The organism is Rhodococcus sp. NPDC057529 (assembly GCF_042802055.1).
Taxonomy (GTDB): domain Bacteria; phylum Actinomycetota; class Actinomycetes; order Mycobacteriales; family Mycobacteriaceae; genus Rhodococcus_F.
This window is the reverse complement of the sequence record NZ_JBHVEY010000011.1, coordinates 27,030-52,667: the sequence shown is the minus strand read 5'-3', so window position 1 is coordinate 52,667 and position 25,638 is coordinate 27,030. Positions and strand designations below refer to the sequence as shown.

The window sequence follows — 25,638 nt, the reverse complement described above, 5'->3', positions numbered from 1 at the left end:
GATTAACGTACGAGTCAACAGCGCCTTCTGTGCTAATTTTCAATCGATGACAGACACGAGACGCGGAACCGAGTCGAACTCGCCCGCCGGAACCAAAGCCGCGCGAACCCGGCAGCGCATCATGGATGCCACTGCTCGGGTGGTTGGAGAACGCGGCTACGCCGGCACCCGACTCTTCCAGGTCGCATCGGAGGCGGGTCTTCAAACGGCGGCGATCTACTACCATTTCGCCTCCCTGGAAGAGCTCATCGAAGCGGTCATCCGGGAAGGAACTACGCAGGTCAACACCCATGTTCGTCACGCTCTCGCCGAATTGCCGCCGGACACGGACCCGCTGGATAAGATCGCGGTCGCAGTCGAGGCGCATTTGCGCGTGACGCTCGGCATGTCGGACTACACCATCGCTGCGGTCCGTAACTCCCGCCAACTTCCCGACTCCATGCGCGCCGCGATCAGCGTCGACGAGGAGGAATACGGCACCGTCTGGCGTGACCTGATGAACGCCGCACACACGGCCGGCCGGATCAGACCTGACGCCGACCCCTACCTCACGCGCATGCTGATCATGGGCGCTTTGAACTGGGCCGTGGAATGGTGGCGCGAGGACAGGGTCCCGGTGGAGATCGTGATCGCGACCGCGCAGACCATCGTTCGCCGCGGACTGGAGAACCGCTCCGCGCAGGCGACGTTCCCGCTGTTCATCGAGCCCCGCGCCTAGCGGATCGGGCCCCGACCTGCGCGAATCGGGGCGCGTCGAGCTTGTCCGTCGTGGGTGGACGGTGCCCCAGGGCAACGACCGACGGATCGACCCAGGTCGGGGCTATTGTCATCCACATCACGTTAATCTACGATCGATTCACGCACCGGGACGGCAGGTCAACCCGCGGTCCGATCCACGTCGGCAAACTGCATGTCACTCCAATTTCCTTGTCGTGAACTCTGATTCCAGTGATCCGTCGATCCCGGTCCGTCGAAGTCGATCGAACTCGAAAGACCATCATCTCGAAGGAGAAGTCCTCCATGACCACAATTCGACCGTATCGGTCCATGCTCTTCGTGCCGGGCCACAAGGGCGCATGGGCCGACAAGGCCGTTGCGTCGGGCACCGACGCGATCATTCTCGACCTGGAGGACTCCGTCCCCGCCGCGGACAAGATGACCGCACGCGACACCGTCGCCGGGACCATCGGCCGTCTCCACGACCAGGGACTACGCGCGGATGTGTGGGTTAGGCCCAACAGCCGCGATACGGGACTGATGGGCGGCGATCTCGACGCCGTCGTCGTACCCGGCGTCGCGGGGCTGCTGCTTCCGAAGACCTTCAACGCCGAGGACATCGTCCGGATCGACGCTGTCGTGTCCCATCTCGAAGAAACCCGTGGCCTTCCCGCTGGAAAGATCGGTTTCCTGCTGAGCCTCGAAACCGCCTCGTCGATGGCGAACTGCGAGGCGATGGCCGCGGCCACTCCGCGGGTTGCTGCACTCCTCGGCGCCACCGGACCCAACGCCGATGTCGGACGTGAGCTTGGATTCGAATTTACCCCGGGGGGCCTCGAAACCCTGTATCTGCGCAGCCGCATCGTGCTCGCGTCCCGGGCGAACGGGCTCCACCACCCGATCGGCGGCGTGTGGCAGGACATCGCAGATCTGGACGGATTCCGCACCTTCTGTGAGGACAACCGCCGCCTCGGGTACCGGGGCATGACCCTCATCCACCCGTCCCACGTCGAGATCGCCAACGAGGTCTTCACCCCCTCCCCCGAAAAGGTCGACTTCTACCGACGCATGGTCCAGGCCTTCCACGACGCCGAAGCTCAGGGACACGGTGCAGTCGACTTCGAGGGCCAGCACATCGACCTCGCTCACGCCAAGACCGCGGAGGGCGTCATCGCCCTCGCCGACGCCCTCGCCCTCGTCTGAACCATCCCGACTGAATCCGCTCTCCCCCAACAAAGTTCTCCCCTCCCCGGCCCTCCGGAAGGATTGCCATGCCCTCCGCCCATGTGTCCTCGCCACCGAGACAAGTCACCGAATCCGCGGCGCGCCGCCGCGCCATCTACGCCGGCGCCATTGGCAACTTCATCGAGTGGTACGACTTCGGCCTCTACGGCTTCTTCGCTGTCACCATCTCGGCGCTGTTCTTCCCGTCGTCCGACCCGAGCGCCGCGCTCCTGTCCACCTTCGCGGTGTTCGCGCTGGGATTCTTCGTCCGCCCCTTCGGGGCCTTCGTGTTCGGGTGGATCGGTGACCGCATCGGTCGTCGGGCCGCCCTCCTGACCGCCGTGATCCTCATGAGCCTGTCGACCGTCCTGCTCGGCGTGCTGCCGACGCACGCGGGCCTCGGCGTGTGGGCCACCGTCCTGCTCGTCGTCCTGCGGGTGTTCCAGGGGTTGTCGGCCGGTGGCGAGTATGCCGGCGCGACGATCTACGTGGTCGAGCATGCACCCCGGGGATGGCGCGGGCGATACGGTTCGCTCTCTCCCGCCGCGGTCGGCATCGGAACCGCAACCGCCGCTGTCGTCTCCCTCATCGTGACCTCGTCGGTGTCCGAGGCCGACCTCGCCTCGTGGGGCTGGCGGATCCCGTTCCTGCTCGCCGGACCGATGGGCATCATCGCCATCTTCCTGCGGATGCGCATCGAGGAGACACCAGAATTCAAGGCGGTGCGCGAATCCGGCCAGGTCGAGTCGGCGCCGCTCGCCGAGGGCATCCGGGTAGCGAAGAAGTCGATGGCCACCGTCTTCGGATGGAACATGCTCAACGGTGTCGCCTTCTACATGCTCACCGGCTTCACAGTGGCCTACATGATGAAGGTGGCCGCGCTCAGCTACACCGCGTCGCTCAGCGCCCTGGCCATCGCACTGCTTTTCTACACCGCCGTGTCCCCCGTTTACGGGCTGTGCGTGGACAAGATCGGCCGCCGCCAGGTCGCCGTGTTCGCGGCACTGGGTATGGCAATGTTCGCGCCGCTGGCGTTCTACCTGCTCCACAAACAGACGTTCGCCGCGTCGTTAGTCGCCTTGATAGGGATCGGGTTCTTCGCCGCCGGTGTGACCTCCATCGTGGCCGTCTCCATGGTCGACCTCTTCCCCGCCCGCATCCGATTCTCCGCCGGCGCAGTGCCCTATCAGATCTCCATCGCCGTCTTCGGTGGCACCGCGCCCTATGTGGCCACCTGGCTGGGGGGCACCGACATCGAGCTGGCGCCCGGGTACTACCTGTCCCTCATCTCCGCCATCGCGGCAATCGTCGCGTGGTTCGGGTTCAAGGGCGTCAACGAGAATTCCAACGCCGAGTTCGTCGCCCCCGCGGCCGAACGCATCGGGAAATAGTCTCGACATCCCGCGTGCCGACCAGCACTGGCTCACCGCCTCTGCTGGTCGGCACGATATCGGAGACTCCCGTCCTCGCCCTCGGCGACGTCAATTCCGAACGATCACGATGTGCGACGAAGAAAGGCCCTCATCATGTCCACGGTCACCACCAGCCTTCGCGGAACGATCGCGGTACTTCTCCTGAACAACCCCCCGGTGAACATGGGCAATGCGACTCTGCGGGCCGACCTCGCCCGGTCCCTGCAGAACCTCGCGACGGATCGGCAGGTGGAGGGTGTGGTGATCGCCTCGGCGCTGACGCACTTCTACGCCGGCTCGGACCTTTCCGAGTTCGCCGGTGACGTTCGGGAACCGCAACTGCCCTCGGTCATCGCGGCCGTCGAACAGCTGGACGTGCCCGTGGTCGCCGCCCTCACCGGGCTCGCCCTGGGCGGCGGACTCGAATTCGCTCTCGGCTGCGACCGGCGGATCGGAGACCCCACGGTCCAGGTCGGATTCCCCGAGGTGACCCTCGGGATGGTGCCGGGTGCCGGCGGAACGGTCCGTACGCCCCGCCTCACCGGTGTCCCCATCGCCATCGATCTGGTGGCGTCGGCGCGGCGAATCGATGCCGACGAGGCACTCCGCGTCGGCATTCTCGACGACATCGTTCCGGCCGACGAACTCGTCGATCGCGCGGTCGAGCTCGCGAGGTCGGTCAGCGGCAAGTCCCGACTGATCGACCGGCAGGTGCCACCCGCTACCGCCGAAGACATCGAAGCGGTGGTCGCGCGGGTGAGCCGGCGGGCTCGCCCCAACGTCCTCGAGGCGATCGACCTGGTTCGTCGCGCGGGTGACGGCGAGGTCGATGAGGTCCTCGATGCGGAACGGAAGGTGTTCAACCGGCTCAGGCTGTCCGGCGAGGCGAGCAACCTGCGCTACCTGTTCTTCGCACGCCGGGCGGCAGCGAAAGCGCTTCGCTCACCTGCAAACCCACTGCCGGTCCGCACGGTGGGCATCGCCGGCGCGGGAACCATGGGCGCATCCCTGGCCCGAGCCTTCATCGATCACGGGTTCGCGGTCGTCGTCTACGACCGGGACCCTGCCGCGGTGGAACGGCTCGACTCACAGGTCAGCGGGATCCGTACCGCCGCCGACATCACCGGTCTGTCCGACTCCGATCTCGTCATCGACGCCGTGTTCGAGGACATGGGAGTCAAGACCGACCTGCTCGAAAACCTGGAGCCCAAACTTCGGGACGACGCGATCATCGCGAGCAACACCTCCTATCTCGATCTCTGTGAGATGTCGCGTGCGCTCGAGTATCGCAATCGATTCGCCGGGCTGCATTTCTTCAATCCGCCACATCGCAATCCCCTCGTCGAGGTGATCCGCACTCCGGCAACCGACGACGCAACCGCCGCCACCCTGTCCCGGATCGCCGCCACCCTGGGCAAGGTCGCAATTCCCGCCGGACTCGGTGACGGGTTCGTCGCCAATCGCGTCTACGCCGACTACCGCACGCAGGTCGAGTTCCTGGTCGAAGAAGGCACCTCACCGTCGGACGTCGACCGTGCGATGCGCGGACTCGGCATGCCGATCGGCCCCTTCGCTGTCGCCGACATGTCCGGACTCGACATCGCCTGGGCGCGCCGAAAACGGCTCGCAGCCACGCGTGATCCACGGCAACGTTACGTCGCGATCGCCGACCGACTGTGTGAAACCGGCCGACTCGGGCAGAAGACCGGAACCGGGTGGTTCACCTATCCCGACGATTCGCGACGCGGAGAACCCGACCCCGCTGTCGACCGAATCATCGCGGCCGAACGTGCGAACAAGGGCGTCGAGCCCCGCCACATCGACGATTCGGAGATCCGAGACAGGGTCCTGGCCTCGATGCTGTGCGGCGCCGCGGTCCTCGTGGACTGCGCAACCGCCGAGCGCGCATCCGACATCGATGTGGCCATGACCGAAGGGTTCGCATTCCCCAAAGCGCTCGGTGGTCCGGTCCGAGCGATGTCCGCGCGGTCCGACAGCGAGATCGTCGAGGCCCTTGCCGCTGTTCACGCGTCGTGCCCGGTCACTTTCTCGGTGGCCGAACCCGCATCGCGCGGTCACCTCCCTGAAGCCGTTGCACGCTGCCTGAACGAGGTTCGCGAGCGGCGATGACCCGTACCCGCGATGACGGCGTGATGCCTCGGGTCCTCTACCGTGAACCGGTGACGAAGGACACCTCCGGCAAGGGACGGCGTGGCGACGCCCCCGCGCGCAGCGGCAAGCACACCCGTCAGCTGATACTCGATGCCGCCGCAGAGGTCATGTTCCGGGATGGATACGCGGGAACCAAGCTTGCAGACATCGCCGAGATCGCGGGAATCAGAGCACCCGCGATCTACCGCTACTTCCCCTCACGAGACGACCTCGTCGACGAGGTGATGACCGTCGGTCACCGACGATTCATCGAACACGTGACCTTCATCATCGACGCTCTCCCGGCCACCGCGACGCCACTCGATCGGATACTCGCGGCCGTTGCGGGTCATCTGGAAGTAGCCTTGACGATCTCGCACTACGCGGCGGCCTCGACCCGCAACATGAGCCAGATGCCCGAGGATATCCGGGAACGGCAACAAGAGTTGCGCCGAGAGTACGGCATGATCTGGCGACGACACCTCGCCGAGGCAGCCGAAGCCGGACAACTTCAACCCGACTTGAATCTCTATGCGGCGCAAGGACTGATCATCGGAGCATTGAGCTGGGCCAACGAATGGTGGGACCCTGAACGGCAGACCCTCCAGTCGGTGATCCGAAACGCGCAGGACCTCGTCCGCAACGGCATCGGTCGCTGATTGGCAACCATCGTTTGACGGCTGTTCGGGTCGCGACTTAAGGTCACACTTTCGCGCCATCCGGGGCGAGTGTCGGATCAGGTGAGCAGGGTGTTGCAGTGACGGCGAGGGATGTCGGCGGTTCCGCTCCCGGGTTCCGCGCAGCCGCCGACTCCGGCAACGGGCCTGGTCCGGGCATTGCGCCGCAAACGCTCGCCGACGTGCTGGCGTCCGATCTGCTCGTCTCCCCGACCCTCGTCGGCGGCGAGAGCGGCACCTCGCGTGAGGTGTCGAACATCGCCGTGATGGCGGTGCCGGACATCGGGCCGTGGCTCCGGACCGGGCAGTTGCTGATCACCACGACCGCGGTTCTCGGCCGGCTGGTCGAACCGTTCGACGCGTTCCTCGCCCGGCTCGACCGGCGGGGCGTCTCGGGGCTCGCCGTCCACCTGGACGACCCCACCGCATCGCTGCCTGCCGAGATGTCCGATGCAGCCGACGAACTCGGGTTTCCCGTCGTCGTGGTCGCGGAGCTGTATTCGCAGGCACATCCGCTGGCCGCTGCTCTCGCGGAGTCGTCAGCCCGGCAGGTCGACGCCGTGTTCGAGGCGGACCGGTTGCGGCGGGTGCTCGTCGACGTCGTGATGGCGGGCGGTGGGTTCGCCGAACTGTCCGTCGCCGTCGCCCGTGAACTGGGCGGGGCGGTGCTGATCACGACACCCGACGGACGCCAGTTGTGCCGGGCGGGCGACGAGTCCGAACTGCGCCGGCTGGCGGCAAGTGCGGCGCTCGACTCCACCGGACGGGTCCGCACCGATTCGACGGAGGGTGGGCTCGGCCTGCACCGGCTGGGCGACGAGTTCATCGCCGTCTCAGCGATTTCGGCCAACGGCATCGATCACGGGCGGCTGGTGCACTTCACCACCGGGCACCCGCTGCGCAGCGAAGACCTGTATCTCGTCGAGCAGGCGGCGGCGGTGTGCGCCCTGGTGGTGGCCCGCGAACTGGTCGTGTCCTCGGTGGAGGAGAAGCACCGCGCCAACTTCGTGCGTGACCTGCTGCTCGGCCGCGGCGGCGAACACGAGCACGTGGTCGCGCACGCCAAGACGTTCGGCTGGGACCTGGACCGGCCCGTGGTGGTCGTGGTGATCGAACCCGATCCGGTCGGCGAGGACGAACCGTCGATGCCGACCCGGATGCCGCTCGTCGAGCGGCAGGCGCGGGCGTTCACCAGCGCCGTCGCGGGCCGCGACACCGGTGCTGCCGTCACCGCACTGGCGACGGAGACGGTGATCCTGATGGGTGTCGGCACCGACACGATGAACCTCGTCCACGAACTCGTCGCCACCGTGCGCGGCGCCGGCGGCGGTGGTCGCCGGGCGTTCGGGGTGGGGGTGTCCCGGCCGACGGACACGGTGGACGGCATCCCGGCCCTGTACGGCCAGGCCCGGACCGCGCTGAAGGTGGGGCGGCAGATCACCGGCGCCTGGGCGGTGACGCATTTCGACGACCTCGGCGTGTACCGACTGCTGAGCCTCGTCGAGGACGACCGCGAACTCGAATCGTTCGCGAGCGAGACGCTGCGCGAACTGACGGCCGACACACCCGAGGCGCAGGACATGCGGCGCACCCTCGAGGTGCTGCTCGCCACGAACATCAACATCGCCGAAACCGCACGTCAACTCCACTTTCACTACAACACCCTGCGGTACCGGGTGGTGAAGCTCGAGAAGATGCTCGGGTCGTTCACCGATCACCCCGAATTGCGTCTCGACCTGTCTCTCGCCCTCAAGATCATGGCGATGCGCGGCATCAATTCCTAAAGTTGCCAATTTCGCCGGACACGCGCTGGCAGATTCTTCTCACGCCGGGTGGCTGACGCTGTAATAACGTTGCCCTCCTATCGAGGTGCAACTGTGACATGCGGCACATCAGCGAAGCCGGCCGCCGGCACCCTTGCACCGTCACCTGTCTGAAAGGTCCCCCTATGCCTATCTGGACATTGCACGGAGATGGCAAGACCATCGCGCCCGGTGAGGTCGTCGCCCCGAGTGAACGGCTGAGCTGGGGTCGCACGATCGGGCTCGGCGGGCAGCACGTGGTCTCGATGTTCGGGGCCACGTTCGTCTTCCCGATCATCATGGGCCTCAATCCTCAACTGGCCGTGATGTTGTCGGGTTTCTGTACCCTCTTCTTCCTGCTGGTCGTCAAGGGCCGCATTCCCAGCTACCTGGGGACGTCGGCCGCATTCGTCGGCGGCATCGCCGCCATCCGCGCCCAGGGCGGCACGTCCGCGCAGGTGACGGGGGCGATCCTCGTGTCCGGCCTCGTGCTCGCCGGGATCGGCGTGCTGATCCACTTCCTCGGCGGCGGGGTGGTGTTCAAGATCCTGCCGCCCGTGGTCACCGGCGCCGTCGTCATGCTGATCGGGTTCAACCTGGCCCCGGTCGTGGCCGGTACGTACTGGCCCCAGGACCAGTGGGTCGCGCTGACCGTGATGGTCGTGCTGGTGGTGGCGAGCGTCGCGCTCCGCGGGTTCCTCGGCCGGGTCGCGATCTTCCTGACCCTGCTGTTCGGGTACGTGCTGTCGTGGGTGCTCGACGTGACGACCGGCATGATCACGTCGTACGACCCGGTCGCCGGCGCAGTCACCGAGCACTTCCGCGTCAATTGGGACGGCGTCTCCTCCGCATCGTGGATCGGGCTTCCGCCGTTCTCCGACGAGGCGAACGGCATCGTCGGCATCCACGCGCCGTCGTTCAGTCTCACATTCATCGTCCTCGTGCTGCCCGGTGTGATCGCCCTGATCGCGGAGAACGCCGGACACGTCAAGGCCGTCGCCGAGATCACCAAGACCGACCTCGACCCGATGATGGGACGCGCCCTCATCGGCGACGGCCTGGCCACCACCATCGCGACCAGCGTCGGCGGATCCCCGACGACGACGTACGCCGAGAACATCGGCGTCATGGCCGCGACGAAGGTGTACTCCACCGCCGCGTACGCCGCGGCCGGTGCGATCGCGATGCTGCTCGGCTTCTCCCCCAAGTTCGGCGCCGTCATCTCCGCGACCCCCGGCGGCGTGCTGGGCGGAATCACGGTGGTGCTCTACGGGATCATCGGCCTGCTCGGCGCGAAGATCTGGAAGGAGAACGGCGTCGACTTCGGCAATCCGCTCAACCTGATGCCCATCGCGGCGGGCCTGATCATCGCGATCGGTGACGTGGAGTTGACGTTCAGCGACAGCTTCTCCCTCAGCGGCATCGCGCTCGGCACGATCGTGGTGATCGGCATGTACCACCTGTGCCGTCTCATCGCCCCGAAGGACGCCGAGGACGCCGACGGTCCAGGCACCGGCCGTCACCACCCGAAGCCGACCGCGGACGACGGTACGGTCCCGGACCGGGTCGGTCAGTTCACGTGATCTGCCATCGGTGGGACGTGAGTTTTGTCACTAGTTCACGAAACGTCGAGCGTACGATACGGGCAGGATCTGAGGAATGAAACCGTCGCCACTGACTTATCACCGACCTCGGTCGATCGACGAGGCCTGTCAGATCCTCGCGGACGTGGCTCACGAGGGCAAGGTGCTCGCGGGCGGGCAGTCGCTGGTCCCGTTGCTGTCGATGCGGCTGGCCGCGCCTGCGCACCTCGTCGACATCGGATCGATCCCCCGGCTGGACGCGGTGTCGGCGTCACGCGACCTCGGTGTCACGTTCGACGCACTGACCACGCACTCGATGCTGGAAGCCGACCGCGGCGCCGCACAGGTGCAGCCGCTGCTCGGCCGCGGGCTGCGTCTCGTCGCGCACCCGACCATCCGCAACCGCGGCACGACGGTCGGGTCCATCGTGCACGCGGACCCGTCCGCGGAGATGCCGGCCGTGCTCGCGCTGCTCGGGGGCTCGATCACCGTGCGCTCGGTGCGCGGGGTCCGGGAGATCCGGTCGACCGACCTGTTCGCCGGGCCGCTCGAAAGCACCCTCGAGGCGGACGAGATCGCGACCAGTGTTACGGTCCCGGCGGCCGAGCCCGGTGTCGGGACGGCGATCGACGAGATCGCCCGCAGGCACGGCGACTACGCGCTCGTCGGCGTCGCGGCGCAGGTGCGGGTCGAGGACGGCGCGGTGGCCGAGGCCCGGATGACGTACGTGTCGGCCGGCGAACTCGGTGAGGTCGTCGACTACACGGACATCCTCCGAGGCGCGTCCGCGACGGACGACCGGGACCCGTTGTGGCGGAATCTGTCCGAGTTCGCGCGGGAACGGATCGACACCGAACCCGACATCCACGCCACGGCGCGCTACCGGTCGCAACTGGTGGCGGCGCTGACCGCACGGGTCGGATTCGCGGCCGCGCAGGATGCAGTACTCGACGGTGCCGCCGTGCACGCGTCGGCGGGAGGAAGATGACCATGGCAAAGGCAACGACCAGCATCGACGAGCAACTCGCCGAGCTGCAAGAGGAGACGGGCGAACAGCACGTCGCGGTGACGTTCACACTCAACGCGGTGACGCAGACGGTGCTGCTGCCGTCGCGGACGCTCGCGTCCGACGCGATCCGGCACCATCTACGCCAGACGGGAACCCACGTCGGCTGCGAGCACGGCGTGTGCGGCGCGTGCACCGTGCTGCTCGACGGCAAACCGGTGCGGTCGTGCCTGGTACTCGCGGCAAGCCTCGAAGGCAGGGAGGTCACCACCGTCGAGGGTCTCGTCGAACCCGACGGCACCCTGCACCCGGTGCAGCAGGCGTTCATCGACTGCCACGGGCTGCAGTGCGGTTTCTGCACTCCCGGGTTCGTCACCACCATCGCGGCGTTCCTCGAGGAGAACGATTCGCCCACCCGCGAGGAGGCCACCGACGCGATCGCCGGCAACCTCTGCCGGTGCACCGGCTACCAGAACATCCGGGCGGCCGTGCTGCGCGCCGCCGAGATCAAGCGCGAGCGGTCGGGCGAGTTCCCGCTCGGTAAGGACGACGAGTCGTCGCGGGCCTCGCTCGACCCGAAGGTCAGGGGAACGACCAACCCCGTCGGCGGAAGGGCAGGCCGAGCATGAGCGTCACGAAACCCCGCACCGAGCCCGCGTCCACCAAGGGTGCCGACGCGCCCGCCGCGTCGGAGAAGTTGTTCGGCAAACCGATTCCCCGCACCGAGGACGCCCGACTGCTCAGCGGTCAGGGCCGTTACCTCGACGATCTGGGCCACAACGCGCTCATCGCCGCGTTCGTCCGGTCACCGCACGCGCATGCTCGGATCACCGGGATCGACATCGACGCCGCCCTGGATCTGCCCGGCGTGCACGCGATCTACACGTACGACGACCTCGTCGACGACTCCCCGGAGATGGCCGAGAACCTGCCCCTCCTGATCCCGCACCCGGCGATCACCGCCCCGCGCAACGGATATCCGCTCGCCAAGGACGAGGTGAACCACGTCGGTGAGGCGATCGCGATGGTCGTCGCCGACAGCCGGTACATCGCCGAGGACGCGTGCGCCAAGATCGACGTCACGTACGAGATGCTCCCGCCGGTCGTGGGTATCGACGTGGCGCGGCAGGCGGACAACGCCGTGCACGCGGACGTCCCCGACAACGTCGCGGCGCACCTGCAGCACGGATTCGGCGACGTGGACGCGGAACTGGCGAACGCACCCCACCGGCTCACGCTGAACCTCGAGATCGAGCGGTCGGCGTCGATGCCGATGGAGGGCAAGGGCGTCTACGCGCGCTGGGACACCGATGAGCAGGCGCTCACGTTCTGGACGTCGACTCAGACGTCGACGTCGGCCCGCGCCGCGATCGCGGCCCGGCTGAAGATGGCGCACAACAAGGTCCACTGCATCGCCCCCGACGTCGGTGGCGGTTTCGGCGTCAAGATCGTCCACCCGTGGCCGGAGGAGGTCATGGTCACCTGGGCCGCGCGGCAGCTCGGGACGGCCGGCATCTCCAGCGAGGTCAAATGGGTCGAGGACCGGCGTGAGCACTTCGTGTCGAGCGCGCACGAACGCGGCCAGATCCAGGAGGTGACGGTCGGTTTCGACGACGACGGCACCCTCCTCGCGTTCGATTTCACGTTCTGGCACGACAACGGCGCGTACCTGCCGTACGGCATCATCGTCATGCTGAACACGTCGACGCAGGTGCTCGGGCCGTACAAGCCGAAATCGTTCCGGGTGGACGCGTACTCGCTGTACACGAACACCGTCATCGTCACGCCCTACCGCGGCGCCGGGCGCCCGCAGGCCGTGTTCGCGATGGAACGGGCGATGGACGCGATCGCGAAGTATCTCGGCAAGGACGTCATCGAGGTCCGCGAGCACAACTTCATCCGGCCCGAGGAGATGCCGTACGACTTCCATCTCACGTTCCAGGACGGCCGCCCGCTGATCTACGACACCGGCAACTACCAGGCCGGGATCGACAAGCTGAAGAAGCTCATCGACTGGGACGGGTTCGCCGACTACAAGAAGCAGGCGAAGGCCGAGGGCCGGTCCGTGGGCATCGGGATCGGCGCCTACGTGGAGGGAACCGGACCCGGCCCGTACGAGGGCGCCCACGTCCTCGTCGAGACGTCCGGGAAGGTGAAGGCCGCAACGGGTCTGACCACCCAGGGGCAGGGTCACCAGACGGCGTTCGCGCAGATCGTCGCGGACGACCTCGGCGTGCCGGTCACCGACGTCGAGATCGTCACCGGCGACACCCGCCGATTCGGTTACGCCGTCGGCACGTTCGCGTCCCGCGGCGCCGTGATGTCCGGGTCGGCGTTCCACGTGGCCGCGCAGATGGTCGCGGAGAAGGCCCGCAAGATCGCCGGGGACGCACTGAACCTCGACCCCGCCGAACTGGAACTTCGCGGCGGGCACGTGTGCAAGATCGGCACACTGCCCGGTGCCGAGGGCACGTCCATATCGCTGGGTGTCGTCGCCGTGCTGTCGAACCCGCTGCGCTACGCGTTCGACGACGCGTCGCGGCAGGCCACCGGATTCGCGAAAGCCGACACGGACATGACGATTCCGCCGGTCCGCGAAGGTGAGCAACCCGGGCTCGAGGCCACCGGCTACTACTCGCCCCCGACGTCGACGTTCGCGTCCGGCGTGCACGCGGCGATCGTCGAAACCGATCCGGTGACGGCGGAGATCCACGTCCGGCGGTACGCCGTCATCCACGACTGCGGCAACGTCATCAACCCGCGGATCGTCGAGGGTCAGGTCATGGGCGCGGTCGCACAAGGTGTCGGCGGCGCGCTGTACGAGAAGATCGTCTACGACGAGCACGGCCAGATGCTGAACGCGTCGTACATGGACTTCCTGATGCCGTTCGTCACCGAGATGCCCGACTCGCTCGAGATGGACCACACCGTCACCCCGTCCGGCCTCAATCCCCTCGGCATGAAGGGTGCGGGCGAGGCGGGCGTGATTCCGACGTCCGCCGTCATCGCCGCCGCGATCGAGGACGCGGAAGGCTTCCCGATCACATCCATGCCGATATCCCCCTCGGAGTTGTTCGAGCTTCGCCTCGCGCACGCGTCGTCACAGAGCAAGGAGAACGAATGAGAATCGCAGGCACAGCCCTACTGACCGCACCACCCGAGGCCGTGTACGACAACCTGCAGGACGGAAAGGTCCTCGCGGCCACCATTCCCGGGGTGCAGTCCCTCGAGCAGGTCAGCGACAACCATTACAAGCTGTCCATCACCGCGGGCGTCGCGTCGATCAAGGGTACCTATGACGGCGAAGTGATTCTGTCGCAGCAGAATCGGCCCCAGTCATTCGTGATGACGGCGTCCGGTGCCGGTGCGCCCGGCACCGTCAAGGCCGATGTGACGGTGCGGCTCGAGGAACGCGACGGCGGCACCCTGCTCAGCTACGATGCGGACGCCGTCGTCGGCGGCATGGTCGGCGGCGTCGGGCAGCGGATGATCACCGGCGTCGCGAAGAAGATGGCCGGGGTGTTCTTCAAGGGCATCGACGGCGTCATCGCCAACGGCATCCCGGCGGCCGAGGTCGCCGCGGCGCCCGGCGAGGTGTCTGCGGTCGGGAGTGTCTCCTCCGCCGCTCCGGTTCCCGCGGCGGCGGCTGCGCGGGTGGGGGTGCCCGAGGGCGCTTCCACGACAACCGTTCTCGTGTCGGCGGCACTCGGTGCGGGCATCGCCCTCGCCGGTGTCCTCGTCGGCGGCATCCTCGTGCGGGGCACCTGCTCGAAATAACCCGCGCACACCCTCGACACAGCACCCCGAACCGCCCGGTTCGGGGTGCTGTCGTCTGTCCGGGCCCTCCGATCGCGGGCAGCGCCGAACGAGGACCGCCGAGTTCGGCGATATGTGACAAAGAAACCGGGCGGCGGAAACGGTGCAATTGCCTTACAGAGACGAGCCCAGGAGGAATCGTGGAATCCAGGAAGATTCGGGTCGGTATCGACACCGGCGGAACATTCACCGACGTCGTGGCTGTGGATGAGGAGTCCGGAGCCGTCGTCACCACCAAGACACCCTCGACGCCCGCCGACCCGGCGCAGGGATTCCTCACCGGAATCGAGAAGGTGCTCGCCAAGCTCGGCGAGACCGGCGACGCGATCGGCGCCGTCAGCCACGGCACCACCGTCGCCACCAACAAGCTGCTCGAAGGCAAGGTCGAGAACCTCGGGTTCATCACCACCGAGGGGTACGAGCACGTCCTCGAGATCGCCCGCCAGTCCGTCCCCGACGGCTACGGCAACTCCTACTTCTGGGTCAAGCCCGACCGCATCGTCCCCGCCGACCGCGTCCGGACCATCGGCGGCCGGCTCGCGTTCGACGGCAGCGAGATCCGTCCCCTCGTCGAGGACGACGTCCGCGAGGCCGCGCGCTTCTTCGCCGACCGCGGCATCCGCACCATCGGCGTGTGCCTCATGCACTCCTACGCCGACCCGAGCCACGAGACGCGTGTGCGCGACATCCTGCTCGAGGAATACCCCGAGGCCACGGTGAGCATCTCCAGCCAGGTGCTGCGCGAGTACCGCGAATACGAGCGGTCCATCACCACGCTGGTGGACGCGGCCGTGAAGCCGAACATCCGCAACTACGTCAACAACATCGCGAACCGGCTGCGCGAATTCTCCTCCGACGAGGGCGAGGCCCGCGACATCCCGTTCTACGTGATGAAGTCCAACGGCGGCGTGCTGTCCGCGAAGGAGGTCGTGCACCAGCCCATAACGACCGTGCTGTCCGGCCCGGCGGCCGGCGCGCTCGGTGCGGCGCTCATCGCCAGCGTCGCGGGTGTCGAGCAGGTCCTCACGTGCGACGGCGGCGGAACGTCGACCGACGTCACCGTCGTGGTCCGCGGCGAGCCCGCACTCACCACCGAGGGCCGGGTGGGGGCGTACCCGTCGAAGATCCCGATGATCGACGTCGTCACCGTCGGCGCAGGCGGCGGCTCCATCGCCTGGCAGACCCCCGAGGGCACGCTGCGCGTCGGACCGCAGTCGGCGGGCGCCGACCCCGGACCGCTCTGCTACGGCAAGGGCGGCAGCGAGCCGACCATCACCGACGCCCACGTGCTGCTCGGCCGCATCCCACCCCACCTGCTCGGCGGCGAGATCCCCCTCGACACCGAACTGGCCCGCAAGGGCGTCGAGCAGCTCGCCCACCAGCTGAAGCTCGACTTCGAGGCGTGCGCCACCGGCATCCTCGAGGTGTCCGCGTGGAACCAGGCCAACGCGCTGCGGCAGATCACGGTCAAGCGCGGCCTCGACGTCCGCGACTTCACCCTGGTGACGTTCGGCGGCTCCGGTTCGCTGCTCGCCTGCAGGCTCGTCGACATTCTCGGGCTCAAGGACGTCCTCGTCCCGCTGAACCCGGGCAACGTGTCCGCGTTCGGGCTGCTCACCGTCGACGTCCGCAACGACTACGTGCAGACCCACGTCTGCCGGCACGACCGGCTGAAGATCGAGGACCTGCAGTCCGGGCTGGACGCGCTCGCCGCCGAGGCGGAAATCGCACTCGCCGACGAGGGGTTCGGCGAGGCGGAGCGCAAGTACGCGCGCTCGGCCGACCTCCGCTACCTCGGCCAGGCGTTCGAGGTGCGGGTGCCGGTCGGGGACGGTCCCGTCACGCAGGAGCTGATGGACGAGGCCGCGGAGCGGTTCCACCAGGCGCACACGGAGCTGTACGGCTACGACTTCCGCGGCGACCCGCACCAGCACGTGGAGTGGGTCAACCTGCGCGTCAGCGGCATCGGCCCGATCAAGCGCCCGGCGCTGAAGGAGATCGCGGCCGGGACCGGGGCGGAGTCCGCCGTGACCGGCACCCGTCCGGCCTACTTCGACGAGTGGGTCACCACCCAGGTCTACGACCGGGCCCGGCTCGGAGCCGGCGACGTCCTCGAGGGTCCCGCGGTGATCGAGGAATTCAGCTCCACCATCCCCGTGCACCCCGGTTTCCAGGCGCGGATCGACACCTTCGGAAACATCCGCATCACCAAGATCGCCGACTCGAACGGAGCGAACCGATGACCGTCACCACCGAACCCGTTGTAGTGCAGGCGGCCAAGCCCTACCGGCTGACACCGGTCGACGGCACGACCCCCGACCCCGTGCTGGTGGAGATCGTCGCCGGCTACCTCGCCAGCGTCGAGATGGAGGTCGAGACGTCGATCTCGCGGACCTCCCGCTCCCCGATGATCCGCGACGCGCACGACTTCCGCGCCGGCATCCACGACCGCAACCTCCGGAAGCTCACGGGCCGTTCGTATTCGGCGCTGGTGCATCCGGTGGCGCGGGACTTCCCGCTCGACACCATGAAGCCCGGCGACGTCTACTTCCACAACGACGTCTACCTGTCCGAAGGCGGCATCGGCCACCTCCCCGATCTCTGCGTCACCGTCCCGGTGTTCGCGACCCGGCCGGGCGAGACGGAACCGTCCGTCGTCGCGTTCGTGCAGGCGTTCGGCCACCACGACGACATCGGCGGCTGCTGCCCGGGATCGATGCCGTCCGGCGCGACCACGGTGTACGAGGAGGGCCTGATGGTCCCGCCGATCAAGCTGTGGGATCAGGGGGTGCCGAACGAGGCCGCGCTGCGCATCATGACCCGCAACTCGCGGATGCCCGACGCGCTGGCCGCCGACCTCGACGCCGAATGCTCCGCGTGCCTCATGGGCGCCCGGCGTCTCACCGAGCTGTTCGAGCGGTACGGCTGCGACACCGTCGAGGCCTGCTTCGACGCGATGATGGACGCGACCACCGAGACGTACCGGCGGGAGATACTCAGCAAGATCCCCAAGGGGGAGTACACGTGGGAGGACTACGCCGAACACGACGGCGTCGACGAGCCCATGCTGCACCGCCAGCGGATCACGCTCACCAAGACCGACCCGGAGGACGAGGGCGGCGAACGCCTCATCCTCGACTTCAACGGCACCGGACCGCAGGCCAAGGGCCCGATCAACCACTGCGGTGACTACGCCGACGGCAACTTCCTCATCAAGTGGCTCGCACCGATCCTGCGCAACCTCGCCGACAGTCCCGAGCGGATGGCGGAACTCGACGTCAACGAGGGCGTCGTGCCGCTGATCGAAATGAAGTTCCCGGAGAAGGGCACGCTGATCACCCCGATCTTCCCGGCGCCCACCAACGCCCGCACGTTCGTGATCCTGCGACTGCTCGGCGTGCTCGCCGGCGTCGTCGCCAAGGCCGTCGACGGGAACATGCCCGCCGACCAGGAGACCATCCGCTACACCGGGGTGTACGGCGAGGACTTCGACGGGCACTCGTACCTGATGCGCGAGGTGCTCGGCGGCGGGTCCGGCGGTCGGCACTACGCGGACGGCGAGGACACCATCCACGTCGTTCCCGACTCGCGGAACCTGCCGACCGAGTTCACCGAGAGCCGGTTCCCGTTCATCGTCGAGAAGCTGGGCCTGGCGAAGGACTCCGGCGGCGCCGGACGCTACCGCGGCGGCCTCGGCTACGAGAAGCACATCCGGATGCTCAAGGACGCGAACTTCATGTCCATCGCCGACCGCTCGATCCTCTCCTGCTGGGGAGTCAAGGGCGGCAAGGCCGGACGGCCCTTCTCCGTGGTCCTCGACCCGGGCGGCCCCAACGAGCGCGAGTTCGACGCGCTGACCGACGCCGAACCGATCAAGGCCGGTGAGGTGGTGCGCATCCGCACCACCGGTGGCGGCGGCTGGGGCGACCCCCTCGACCGTCCGATCGAGGAAGTCGTCCGGGACGTGCTGTGGGGCAAGGTGTCCGCCGAGGGTGCCCGCGCCGACTACGGTGTCGTGCTGGCGTCGTCGACCGGGGAACCGGTCGCGGACGCCGACGCCACCGAGGCGCTGCGCGAGCAGATGCGCGACACCCGCGGACTGGACGAGCCGTTCTTCGACCGCGGTCCCGGTTACGAACGCCTCTCCGGCGGTGCGAAGTTCGCCGAATTCGACTTCATCGACCGGTGATCCGATGACCGAGTCACTCTCCCGCGGCGCCGGCATCGCCGTCGTCGGCGCCGCGGGAAAGACCGGAGCCGCCGTTGTCGCGGCGCTCGAGGGACTCGCCAACGTACGCCGGGTGGTGCACACCGCCCGGCGTACCGGCGATGTCGCCGTCGACCTCGAGACCGGGGTGGGACTGGACGAGGCGCTGTCGGGGTGCCGGGCCGTGTACTTCATCGCCCCGAATGTGCATCCCGACGAGCCGGCGCTGCTGCAGCGGGTTCTCACGGCCGCCGCCGACGCGGGCGTCGAGCATGTCGTCTACCACTCGGTCGCGTGGCCGTACACCCCGGCGATGCCGCACCACGTCGACAAGGCGCGGTGCGAGGACGAACTCAGGACGTTCGGCGGGCTCCGGTGGACGATTCTGCAACCGTGCGCCTATGCGGAGAACTTCGCGTCGGTGCTGGACGGTTCGGCAACGACCGTCGAACTGCCCTACAGTCCCGACGCGACGTTCTCGTTCGTCGCACTCGCCGACGTCGCGGAGGTGGCCGCGCGAGTGCTGACGGAGGGCCCGGACATCCATCACGGCGCCACCTACGAACTCGGTGGCCCGGAGGCCCTCAGCGTGCGGGAACTGTGCGATCGGGCGGCCGGTCCGGTATCGGTGAAGCAGGTGTCCGTCGACGAGTGGATGTCGCGGCACGGGCAGTCGCTGACCGACGACGGTCGCGCCAGGTTGTCCGCGATGTTCGAGTTCTACGACCGGCACGGCTTCACCGCGGGCAATGCCGTGCTCGAGTCGCTGCTGGGCCGCCCACCCAGGTGAGTGGCAAAGCGTGCCGGGGCACACTTTGCCACTCACCTGTCAGACGCCGATCCGGCCGCCCGACTTCCACACCGCCACGACGGCGGGACGCGGCTGCGTGTCGCCGCCGTCGGGCCAGTGCGACGCCGGGTTGTCGGCGCTCGCGTCGTCCAGCTCGCCCGGGTGCTGCACGCACACCGTGACCCGCTCCTCGCCGACGATCGGACCGCACGTCTCGGCGCCCTTCGGGACGGTCAGGAACTGCTTGGTCTCGCCGCGGTTCGGGCCGTCGAGGACGACGCTGAACAGGCCGTCGTTCGACTTCAGCGCGTTGCCGTCAGTGGAGATCCACAGGTTGCCGTGCGGATCGAACGCCAGGTTGTCGGGGCAGGAGATCGGGCTGACGCTCTCCTTGTCGAACCCGCCGAAGTAGGTGTCGGCGGCTGTCGGGTCGCCGCACACGAGCAGCAGGTTCCACGTGAACGCGGTGCCGGCGTGGTCGTCGGTCAGTTCGAGGACCTGACCGTTCTTGTTGTTGTTCCGCGGGTTGGCCTCGTCGGCCGCCGCGGCGCCGTCGACGCCGCGCTTGGTGTTGTTGGTCAGCGCCACGTACACCTTGCCGGTCGTCGGGCTGGGTTCGAAGTCCTCGGGGCGGTCCATCTTGGTGGCACCGACCTTGTCGCCGGCCTGACGGGTGAACACCGCCACCTCCTCGGCGCTCATGCCGTCGACGAGGGATTCCCCCTTGCCGTCCTCACCGGTGCGCAGCAGCGGGATCCACTCCCCGGTGCCGTCGAACGTGCCGCTGGACGGCAGCGTGCCCGACCCGTCGATCTCGTCCGGCGAGTTGCCGGCGAACTTCGCGACGTACAGCGTGCCCGCGTCGAGCAGCGTCATGTTGTTGCGGACGGCGGCCTGGCTGTTGCCGTCCATCATCTTGCGGCTGGAGACGAACTTGTACATGTAGTCGAAGCGTTCGTCGTCGCCGCTGTACGCCACGACGGTGTCGTCGTCGGTGACGTGGATAGTGGCGGCCTCGTGCTTGAACCGGCCCAGCGCCGTGTGCTTGACGGGTGCGGACGTCGCATCCCATGGGTTCACCTCGACGACGTACCCGAAGCGGTTGACCTCGTTCGGCTCCGCGGTGAGGTCGAAACGCTTGTCGAACCGCTCCCATTTGCGTTCGGATGCAGCACCTTCCACGCCGTACCGCTTCAGCCGCGCGGCGACGGCGGGGTCGGTGACCAGTTCGGCGTTCGCGAAGTACTGGTTGAAGTTCTCCTCCCCCGACAGCACCGTGCCCCACGGGGTCACGCCCCCGGAACAGTTGTTGAGCGTGCCGAGCACCTTCGTGCCCGTCGGGTCGGCGGACGTCTTCAGGAAGTCGCTGCCCGCGGCGGGTCCGGTGACGACGAATTCCGTCGTCGCCGTGATGCGCCGGTTGTACGGCCCGAACTCGGGAGTGAGCGTGCCCGAGCCGGATTCGCCCTTCACCTGCACCACGGACAGTCCGTGGGCGGCGAGCGCGGTCTGGAACTGCTCCGGCGACGGGTTCTCGGCGTCGTATCCCGTGAACATGAACGGCTCGGTGGTGTACTCGTGGTTGACCACCAGCAGGAAGGTGTTCGGCTGCCCGTCGACCGGCAGCAGTCCGGCGAAGTCGTTGTTGAACCCGAACTGCTGCGCCTGCGCCTGGGCGGTCTGGTTGTCGAAGTCGAACGCGGGTGCCCCGGGCAGCACCGGGTCGCCCCAGCGGATCACGACGGCCTGCTCGTACCCCTCGGGGACGACGACGGTGTCCTCGGTGTTGGGGGCGACGGCACCGAAGTTCGTTCCCGCCGGGGTGGCGCCGTCCGAACCGCCCGTGCCGGAGACACTTCCGCTGCCTGAGTCGTCCGAGCAGGCGGCCAGCGCACTGCCCGCGCCGACGGCGAGGACGGCCATCCCCGTCCCGCGCAACATCCCGCGCCGCGACAGGGCGGTACGGGCGATGTCACGGAAGTATTCGCCGTGTGAGGTGTTGGGCACGTCGTGGGAGCACGCGTTTCCGCATTTGTACTGGCAGGTGACGGACGCGCGCGAGGACACGCCGTCATGGTTGACGAACAGTGCGAGGGGTTTCAAACTCACCGTGGCTCCCGATTCGAATGCGGACAACTCCGGCACCGTAGAAGTCGTAAGCGAGGGAAAGGGAACGTATGTGTGAACGCGCGGACAACGAGGCGACCCTAAGTCTGGCGTAATTTACGTCTAGCCAGCAGCCCGGACGGCGTGCACGATGGATAGATGGACGCCGTCGATGCGTTGCGGGAAATTGCGTTCTGGCTCGAGCGTTCGCGCGACGAGGGACCCAGGATCGGCGCCTTCCGCCGGGCGGCCGATGTTCTCGAGTACTCCACCGCGGAGGAGCGGGAAGCCCTGGCGGCGAACGGCTGGGTATACCTGCCCGACATCGGCTCCGAGGCGGCCGCGATCATCCGGGAGTGCGCCGATGCGGTGCCGCTGTACCTGACGTATCTGCGCGGTTCCGCGGAGCCGATCGGGCTGGGCGGAACGGAACTGCTCGAGGCCCTCCGCGGCGACCTGCACACCCATTCGGATTGGTCGGACGGCCGGTGCCCGCTCCGGGAGATGATGCGGCGCGCCGCCGCGCTGGGACACGACTACTGCGCGATCACCGACCACTCGCCGCGGCTGACGGTCGCGAACGGGCTGTCGTCGGAGCAACTGCTCGTCCAGTTGAACGTGGTCGCCGAACTGAACGTCGAGCTCGCGCCGTTCCGGGTGCTCACCGGCATCGAGGTCGACATCCTCGACGACGGCACCCTCGACCAGGACGACGACCTGCTTGCCGACCTGGACATCGTGGTCGCGAGCGTGCACTCGCACCTGGACACCGACCGGGCGACGACGACCAAGCGGATGCTGCAGGCCGTCAAGTCTCCGCACGTCGACGTGCTCGGGCACTGCACCGGCCGCCTCGTCGAGGGGGTGCGCGGACCGCGGCCCGAATCGAAGTTCGACGCGGAACGCGTATTCGACGCGTGCCGCGAGTACGGCACCGCAGTGGAGATCAACTCCCGCCCCGAACGCCGCGACCCGCCGGGACGCCTGATCGACCTCGCACTGAACAGCGGCTGCAAATTCTCCATCGACACGGACGCGCACACCACCGGGCACCTCGCCTGGCAGGGCTACGCCTGCGAGCGCGCCGCCGAGCGCGGAGTCGAGCCGTCGGATGTGATCAACACCCTGCCCGTGGCCGAGTTGCTGGAGTGGACCGGCGCGCCGATTCGGCAATGATCCGTGTCGGGCTGATCCCGGTCGCGGTGGTCGCCGTGGTGATCGCCGCCGCCGAGGGCGCTCCGCGCCCCGTGAGTGGTTGACGAGTCCCTGGACTCGCTAACCACGCACGGGCGCGTCAGCGCACGATCACGACGTCCAGCGTCCGGGGACCGTGCACGCCCTCGACGCGGTTGAGTTCGATGTCGCTGGTGGCGCTGGGACCGCTGATGAACGTCAGCGGTGTGGTGGCGTCGAGGGTCTGGAAGGCCTGCGGCACGGTGTCGACGATCTGATCGGTGCGCACGATGCAGATGTGGTGATCCGGGACCAGGGTCAGCGCCCGGCGTCCCTGACCGGCGCCGCCGTCGAGCACGATGGTCCCGGTGGCCGCGATTCCGAGGGTGCAGCCGGTGACGACCACGTCGATGGCGTCGAGTTCGAGCGTCGACAGTTCGGCGGGTGCGCCGTCGACGACGACGTCACCGCGCGGCCGCCACGACTGCGGCAGGTCCGGTGGGACGACGGCCCGCTTCCCCTCCGCGATCAGTCCGGTGACGATCTCGGCGACGGTGGTCTCGTCGGCGCGGTGGACCTGTGCGCGGTAGTCGTCGACGGTGTGGGCGAACAACTCGACGTCGCCGGGGCCGGACGCCGGCTCGCGGTGGTAGTCGCGGGGAACGGGGCCGGGGGCCGGCGCGTCGGCCAGCGCCGACCGGATCCGGGACAGTATCTCTGCGCGTGCGGTCATCGGGTCGTGTCCTCGTGTGTGCGGGCCCACCATTGTCGGAACGTCTCCTTCGGCGGGGCGGGCAGGTCGCGGCTCGCGGTCCACTTCGACGCCGGGTACGGCAGCGACGTGATGCGTCCGGACCGGCCGCCCAGCACCCGGCCGACCTTGGCCGCTGTCTCGGCGGCGGCGAACCGTTTCTCCGACCCCATCACGAAGCCGGCGGCCTTCATCGCGAGGTCCTGGCCGCCGGGCAGTCCGTGCCGTTCGGAGTCGACCTGTTCCGCGCGCAGGTGCACGAGAATGCTGGGAATGTCGATGCGCACCGGGCAGGCGTCGAAGCAGGCGCCGCACAGGGTGGACGCGTAGGGCAGTGAGGCGTTGGGGTCGTCGTGGCCTGTGGTCCCGGTGAGTTGTGGGCTGAGGATCGCTCCGATCGGCCCGGGATAGACGGACCCGTATGCGTGACCGCCCGCCCGCTCGTAGACGGGGCACACGTTCAGGCAGGCGCTGCAGCGGATGCAGTGCAGCGCCGACCGCCCGGTCTCGTCCGCGAGGACGTTGGTGCGACCGTTGTCGAGCAGGACGACGTGGAAATTCTGCGGGCCGTCGCCGGGATGCACCCCGGTCCACATGGAGGTGTACGGGTTCATCCGCTCGGCGGTGGACGACCGCGGCAGCAACTGCATGAACACCTCGAGGTCGTTAAACGTCGGGACCAGTTTCTCGATGCCCATGAGCGTGATGAGGGTGTCGGGCAGGGTCAGGCACATCCGTCCGTTGCCCTCCGACTCCACCACCGCGAGGGTTCCGGTCTCCGCGACCCCGAAGTTCGCGCCACTGATCGCGACCTTGGCGGACAAAAACTTTCGCCGCAGGTGTGCCCGCGCGGCCATCGCCAGCGCGCGGGGGTCGTCGGTGATGTCCTTGTCGACGCCCGGCATCGCGTTCAGGAAGATCTCGCGGATTTCGGCGCGGTTGCGGTGGATCGCGGGAACGAGGATGTGACTCGGTTTGTCCTCGCCGAGTTGGACGATGAGTTCGGCGAGGTCGGTTTCGATGGCCGCGATCCCGTTCTCCTCGAGATGCTCGTTCAGGCCCGTCTCCTGCGTGGCCATCGACTTGACCTTCACCACCTCGTCGGAGCCGGTGGCCCGCACGAGGTCGGTGATGATCCGGTTCGCCTCCTCCGCGTCGCGCGCCCAGTGGACGGTGCCGCCGCGGGCGGTGACGTTCTCCTCGAACTGCACGAGCAGTTCGGGGAGCCGGGCCATCACGTCCGCCTTCAGGGCGCTGCCGGCCCGGCGCAGTTCCTCCCAGTCGTCCACCTCGGCGACCGCGGCGATCCGCTTGTTGCGGATGGTGGTGGTGGCGGCGCCGAGGTTGGCGCGCAGCTGGGTGTCGGTGAGTGCCTTCCGTGCGGCGTCGGGGAAAGATTCTGTGCCCCGGATGTTTCCGGTGCCGGCGTGGAAGGAGGGTGAGCCGAGGAACGTGGTCATGCGGTGCTCCCGATCTTCTCGGTGCTCGCCAGGATCTCGGCGAGGTGGACGGTGCGGACCCCGCTGCGCAGCCGGGACAGCCCGCCGCCGATGTGCATCAGGCAGGACGAGTCGCCCGCGCTGCACACCTCGGCGCCGGTGCTCAGGACGTTGCCCATCTTGTCGGCGAGCATCGCGGTCGACGTCTCGGAGTTCTTCAGCGCGAACGTTCCGCCGAAGCCGCAACAGGATTCGGCCGCGGGCAGCTCGATCAGGGTCATCCCCCGCACCGCGCGCAGCAGTTGCAGCGGTTTGTCGGCGACCCGCAGCATCCGGAGCGAGTGGCACGTCGGGTGGTACGTCACCCGGTGCGGGTAGTAGGCGCCGACGTCGGTGACACCGAGGACGTCGACGAGCAGTTCCGACAGCTCGTACGTCCGGGACGCGACGTCCTCGGCGCGGGTCGCGAGCGATTCGTCCCCGTACCGCCGGGCGACCATCGCGTGCTGGTGCCGGACGGATCCGACGCAGGAACCGGACGGCGCCACCGCGACGTCCCACGACGGTCCGCTCTCGAACGCCTCCACGTGGTGACGGACGAGCGGCAGCGCCTCGGCCTGGTAGCCGGTGTTGACGTGCATCTGCCCGCAGCACGTCTGCTTCGGCGGGAACACGACCTCGTGGCCGAGCCGCTCGAGCAGACGGACCGTGGAGGTGGCGGATTCGGGGAACAGGGCATCCGCCAGGCAGGTGGCGAACAGGGCGATTCTCATCGGGTACTCCA

19 protein-coding genes are annotated in these 25,638 nt (G+C 68.0%); 15 read left to right on the top strand and 4 right to left on the bottom strand.

Annotated features, from left to right (window positions below):
- Positions 1-46 precede the first annotated feature (46 nt).
- The 14 genes from ACFU5V_RS22315 (at position 47) to ACFU5V_RS22250 (ending at position 19,385) form a co-directional block, all read left to right on the top strand.
- Positions 47-718, top strand: a complete 672-nt coding sequence (locus tag ACFU5V_RS22315; RefSeq protein ID WP_378701934.1) for a TetR/AcrR family transcriptional regulator — start codon at positions 47-49, stop codon at positions 716-718.
- Positions 719-1,029: 311 nt separating this feature from the next.
- The gene (locus ACFU5V_RS22310; protein ID WP_378702311.1) at positions 1,030-1,920 is read left to right on the top strand and encodes an HpcH/HpaI aldolase/citrate lyase family protein; all 891 of its coding nucleotides are present in this window, start codon (positions 1,030-1,032) and stop codon (positions 1,918-1,920) included.
- Between the two features lie 68 nt (positions 1,921-1,988).
- The gene (locus ACFU5V_RS22305; RefSeq protein ID WP_378701932.1) at positions 1,989-3,332 is read left to right on the top strand and encodes an MFS transporter; all 1,344 of its coding nucleotides are present in this window, start codon (positions 1,989-1,991) and stop codon (positions 3,330-3,332) included.
- Positions 3,333-3,467: 135 nt separating this feature from the next.
- Positions 3,468-5,483: a 3-hydroxyacyl-CoA dehydrogenase NAD-binding domain-containing protein gene (locus tag ACFU5V_RS22300; RefSeq protein WP_378701930.1), complete on the top strand. Its 2,016-nt coding sequence runs from the start codon at positions 3,468-3,470 to the stop codon at positions 5,481-5,483.
- A gap of 50 nt (positions 5,484-5,533) precedes the next feature.
- Entirely contained in the window at positions 5,534-6,163 is a 630-nt protein-coding gene (locus ACFU5V_RS22295) for a TetR/AcrR family transcriptional regulator (RefSeq protein ID WP_378701928.1), read from the top strand.
- A 98-nt stretch (positions 6,164-6,261) separates the two neighbouring features.
- Positions 6,262-7,965: a PucR family transcriptional regulator gene (locus ACFU5V_RS22290; protein ID WP_378701926.1), complete on the top strand. Its 1,704-nt coding sequence runs from the start codon at positions 6,262-6,264 to the stop codon at positions 7,963-7,965.
- A gap of 164 nt (positions 7,966-8,129) precedes the next feature.
- On the top strand, positions 8,130-9,566 hold the full coding sequence (locus tag ACFU5V_RS22285) for a uracil-xanthine permease family protein (RefSeq protein ID WP_378701924.1): 1,437 nt from the start codon (positions 8,130-8,132) through the stop codon (positions 9,564-9,566).
- A gap of 76 nt (positions 9,567-9,642) precedes the next feature.
- A complete protein-coding gene (locus ACFU5V_RS22280; RefSeq protein ID WP_378701922.1) occupies positions 9,643-10,554 on the top strand; it encodes an FAD binding domain-containing protein in 912 nt (303 codons plus the stop codon).
- Positions 10,551-11,201, top strand: a complete 651-nt coding sequence (locus ACFU5V_RS22275; RefSeq protein WP_378701920.1) for a (2Fe-2S)-binding protein — start codon at positions 10,551-10,553, stop codon at positions 11,199-11,201. Before ACFU5V_RS22280 ends, ACFU5V_RS22275 begins: the two co-directional genes overlap by 4 nt.
- Entirely contained in the window at positions 11,198-13,696 is a 2,499-nt protein-coding gene (gene cutA, locus ACFU5V_RS22270) for an aerobic carbon-monoxide dehydrogenase large subunit (RefSeq protein WP_378701918.1), read from the top strand. The genes ACFU5V_RS22275 and cutA overlap by 4 nt, the downstream gene beginning before the upstream one ends.
- The gene (locus tag ACFU5V_RS22265) at positions 13,693-14,349 is read left to right on the top strand and encodes a carbon monoxide dehydrogenase subunit G (RefSeq protein ID WP_378701916.1); all 657 of its coding nucleotides are present in this window, start codon (positions 13,693-13,695) and stop codon (positions 14,347-14,349) included. Before cutA ends, ACFU5V_RS22265 begins: the two co-directional genes overlap by 4 nt.
- Positions 14,350-14,528: 179 nt before the next feature.
- Complete coding sequence (locus ACFU5V_RS22260; protein ID WP_378701914.1) at positions 14,529-16,631, top strand: hydantoinase/oxoprolinase family protein; 2,103 nt, start codon at positions 14,529-14,531, stop codon at positions 16,629-16,631.
- Positions 16,628-18,577 carry a hydantoinase B/oxoprolinase family protein gene (locus ACFU5V_RS22255; protein WP_378701912.1) on the top strand — a complete coding sequence of 650 codons (1,950 nt, stop codon included), beginning with the start codon at positions 16,628-16,630 and terminating at the stop codon, positions 18,575-18,577. Before ACFU5V_RS22260 ends, ACFU5V_RS22255 begins: the two co-directional genes overlap by 4 nt.
- Positions 18,578-18,581: 4 nt before the next feature.
- The gene (locus ACFU5V_RS22250) at positions 18,582-19,385 is read left to right on the top strand and encodes an NmrA family NAD(P)-binding protein (RefSeq protein ID WP_378701910.1); all 804 of its coding nucleotides are present in this window, start codon (positions 18,582-18,584) and stop codon (positions 19,383-19,385) included.
- A gap of 39 nt (positions 19,386-19,424) precedes the next feature.
- On the opposite strand, the gene ACFU5V_RS22245 is transcribed toward ACFU5V_RS22250, so the two are convergent.
- Entirely contained in the window at positions 19,425-21,494 is a 2,070-nt protein-coding gene (locus tag ACFU5V_RS22245; RefSeq protein ID WP_378701908.1) for a PhoX family protein, read from the bottom strand.
- 156 nt (positions 21,495-21,650) lie between these two features.
- Here ACFU5V_RS22245 and ACFU5V_RS22240 point away from each other — a divergent pair, with 156 nt between their 5' ends.
- A complete protein-coding gene (locus ACFU5V_RS22240; protein ID WP_378440957.1) occupies positions 21,651-22,667 on the top strand; it encodes a PHP domain-containing protein in 1,017 nt (338 codons plus the stop codon).
- A gap of 118 nt (positions 22,668-22,785) precedes the next feature.
- On the opposite strand, the gene ACFU5V_RS22235 is transcribed toward ACFU5V_RS22240, so the two are convergent.
- Genes ACFU5V_RS22235 through ACFU5V_RS22225 form a run of 3 tightly spaced genes read right to left on the bottom strand, consistent with a single transcriptional unit; the run spans position 22,786 to position 25,627 of the window.
- Entirely contained in the window at positions 22,786-23,397 is a 612-nt protein-coding gene (locus ACFU5V_RS22235) for a lactate utilization protein C (RefSeq protein WP_378701906.1), read from the bottom strand.
- Positions 23,394-24,875, bottom strand: a complete 1,482-nt coding sequence (locus ACFU5V_RS22230; RefSeq protein ID WP_378701904.1) for a LutB/LldF family L-lactate oxidation iron-sulfur protein — start codon at positions 24,873-24,875, stop codon at positions 23,394-23,396. Before ACFU5V_RS22230 ends, ACFU5V_RS22235 begins: the two co-directional genes overlap by 4 nt.
- Positions 24,872-25,627 (bottom strand): (Fe-S)-binding protein, encoded by a 756-nt coding sequence (locus tag ACFU5V_RS22225; RefSeq protein ID WP_276136886.1) that lies wholly within the window; start codon positions 25,625-25,627, stop codon positions 24,872-24,874. Before ACFU5V_RS22225 ends, ACFU5V_RS22230 begins: the two co-directional genes overlap by 4 nt.
- Between the last annotated feature and the right edge of the window lie 11 nt (positions 25,628-25,638).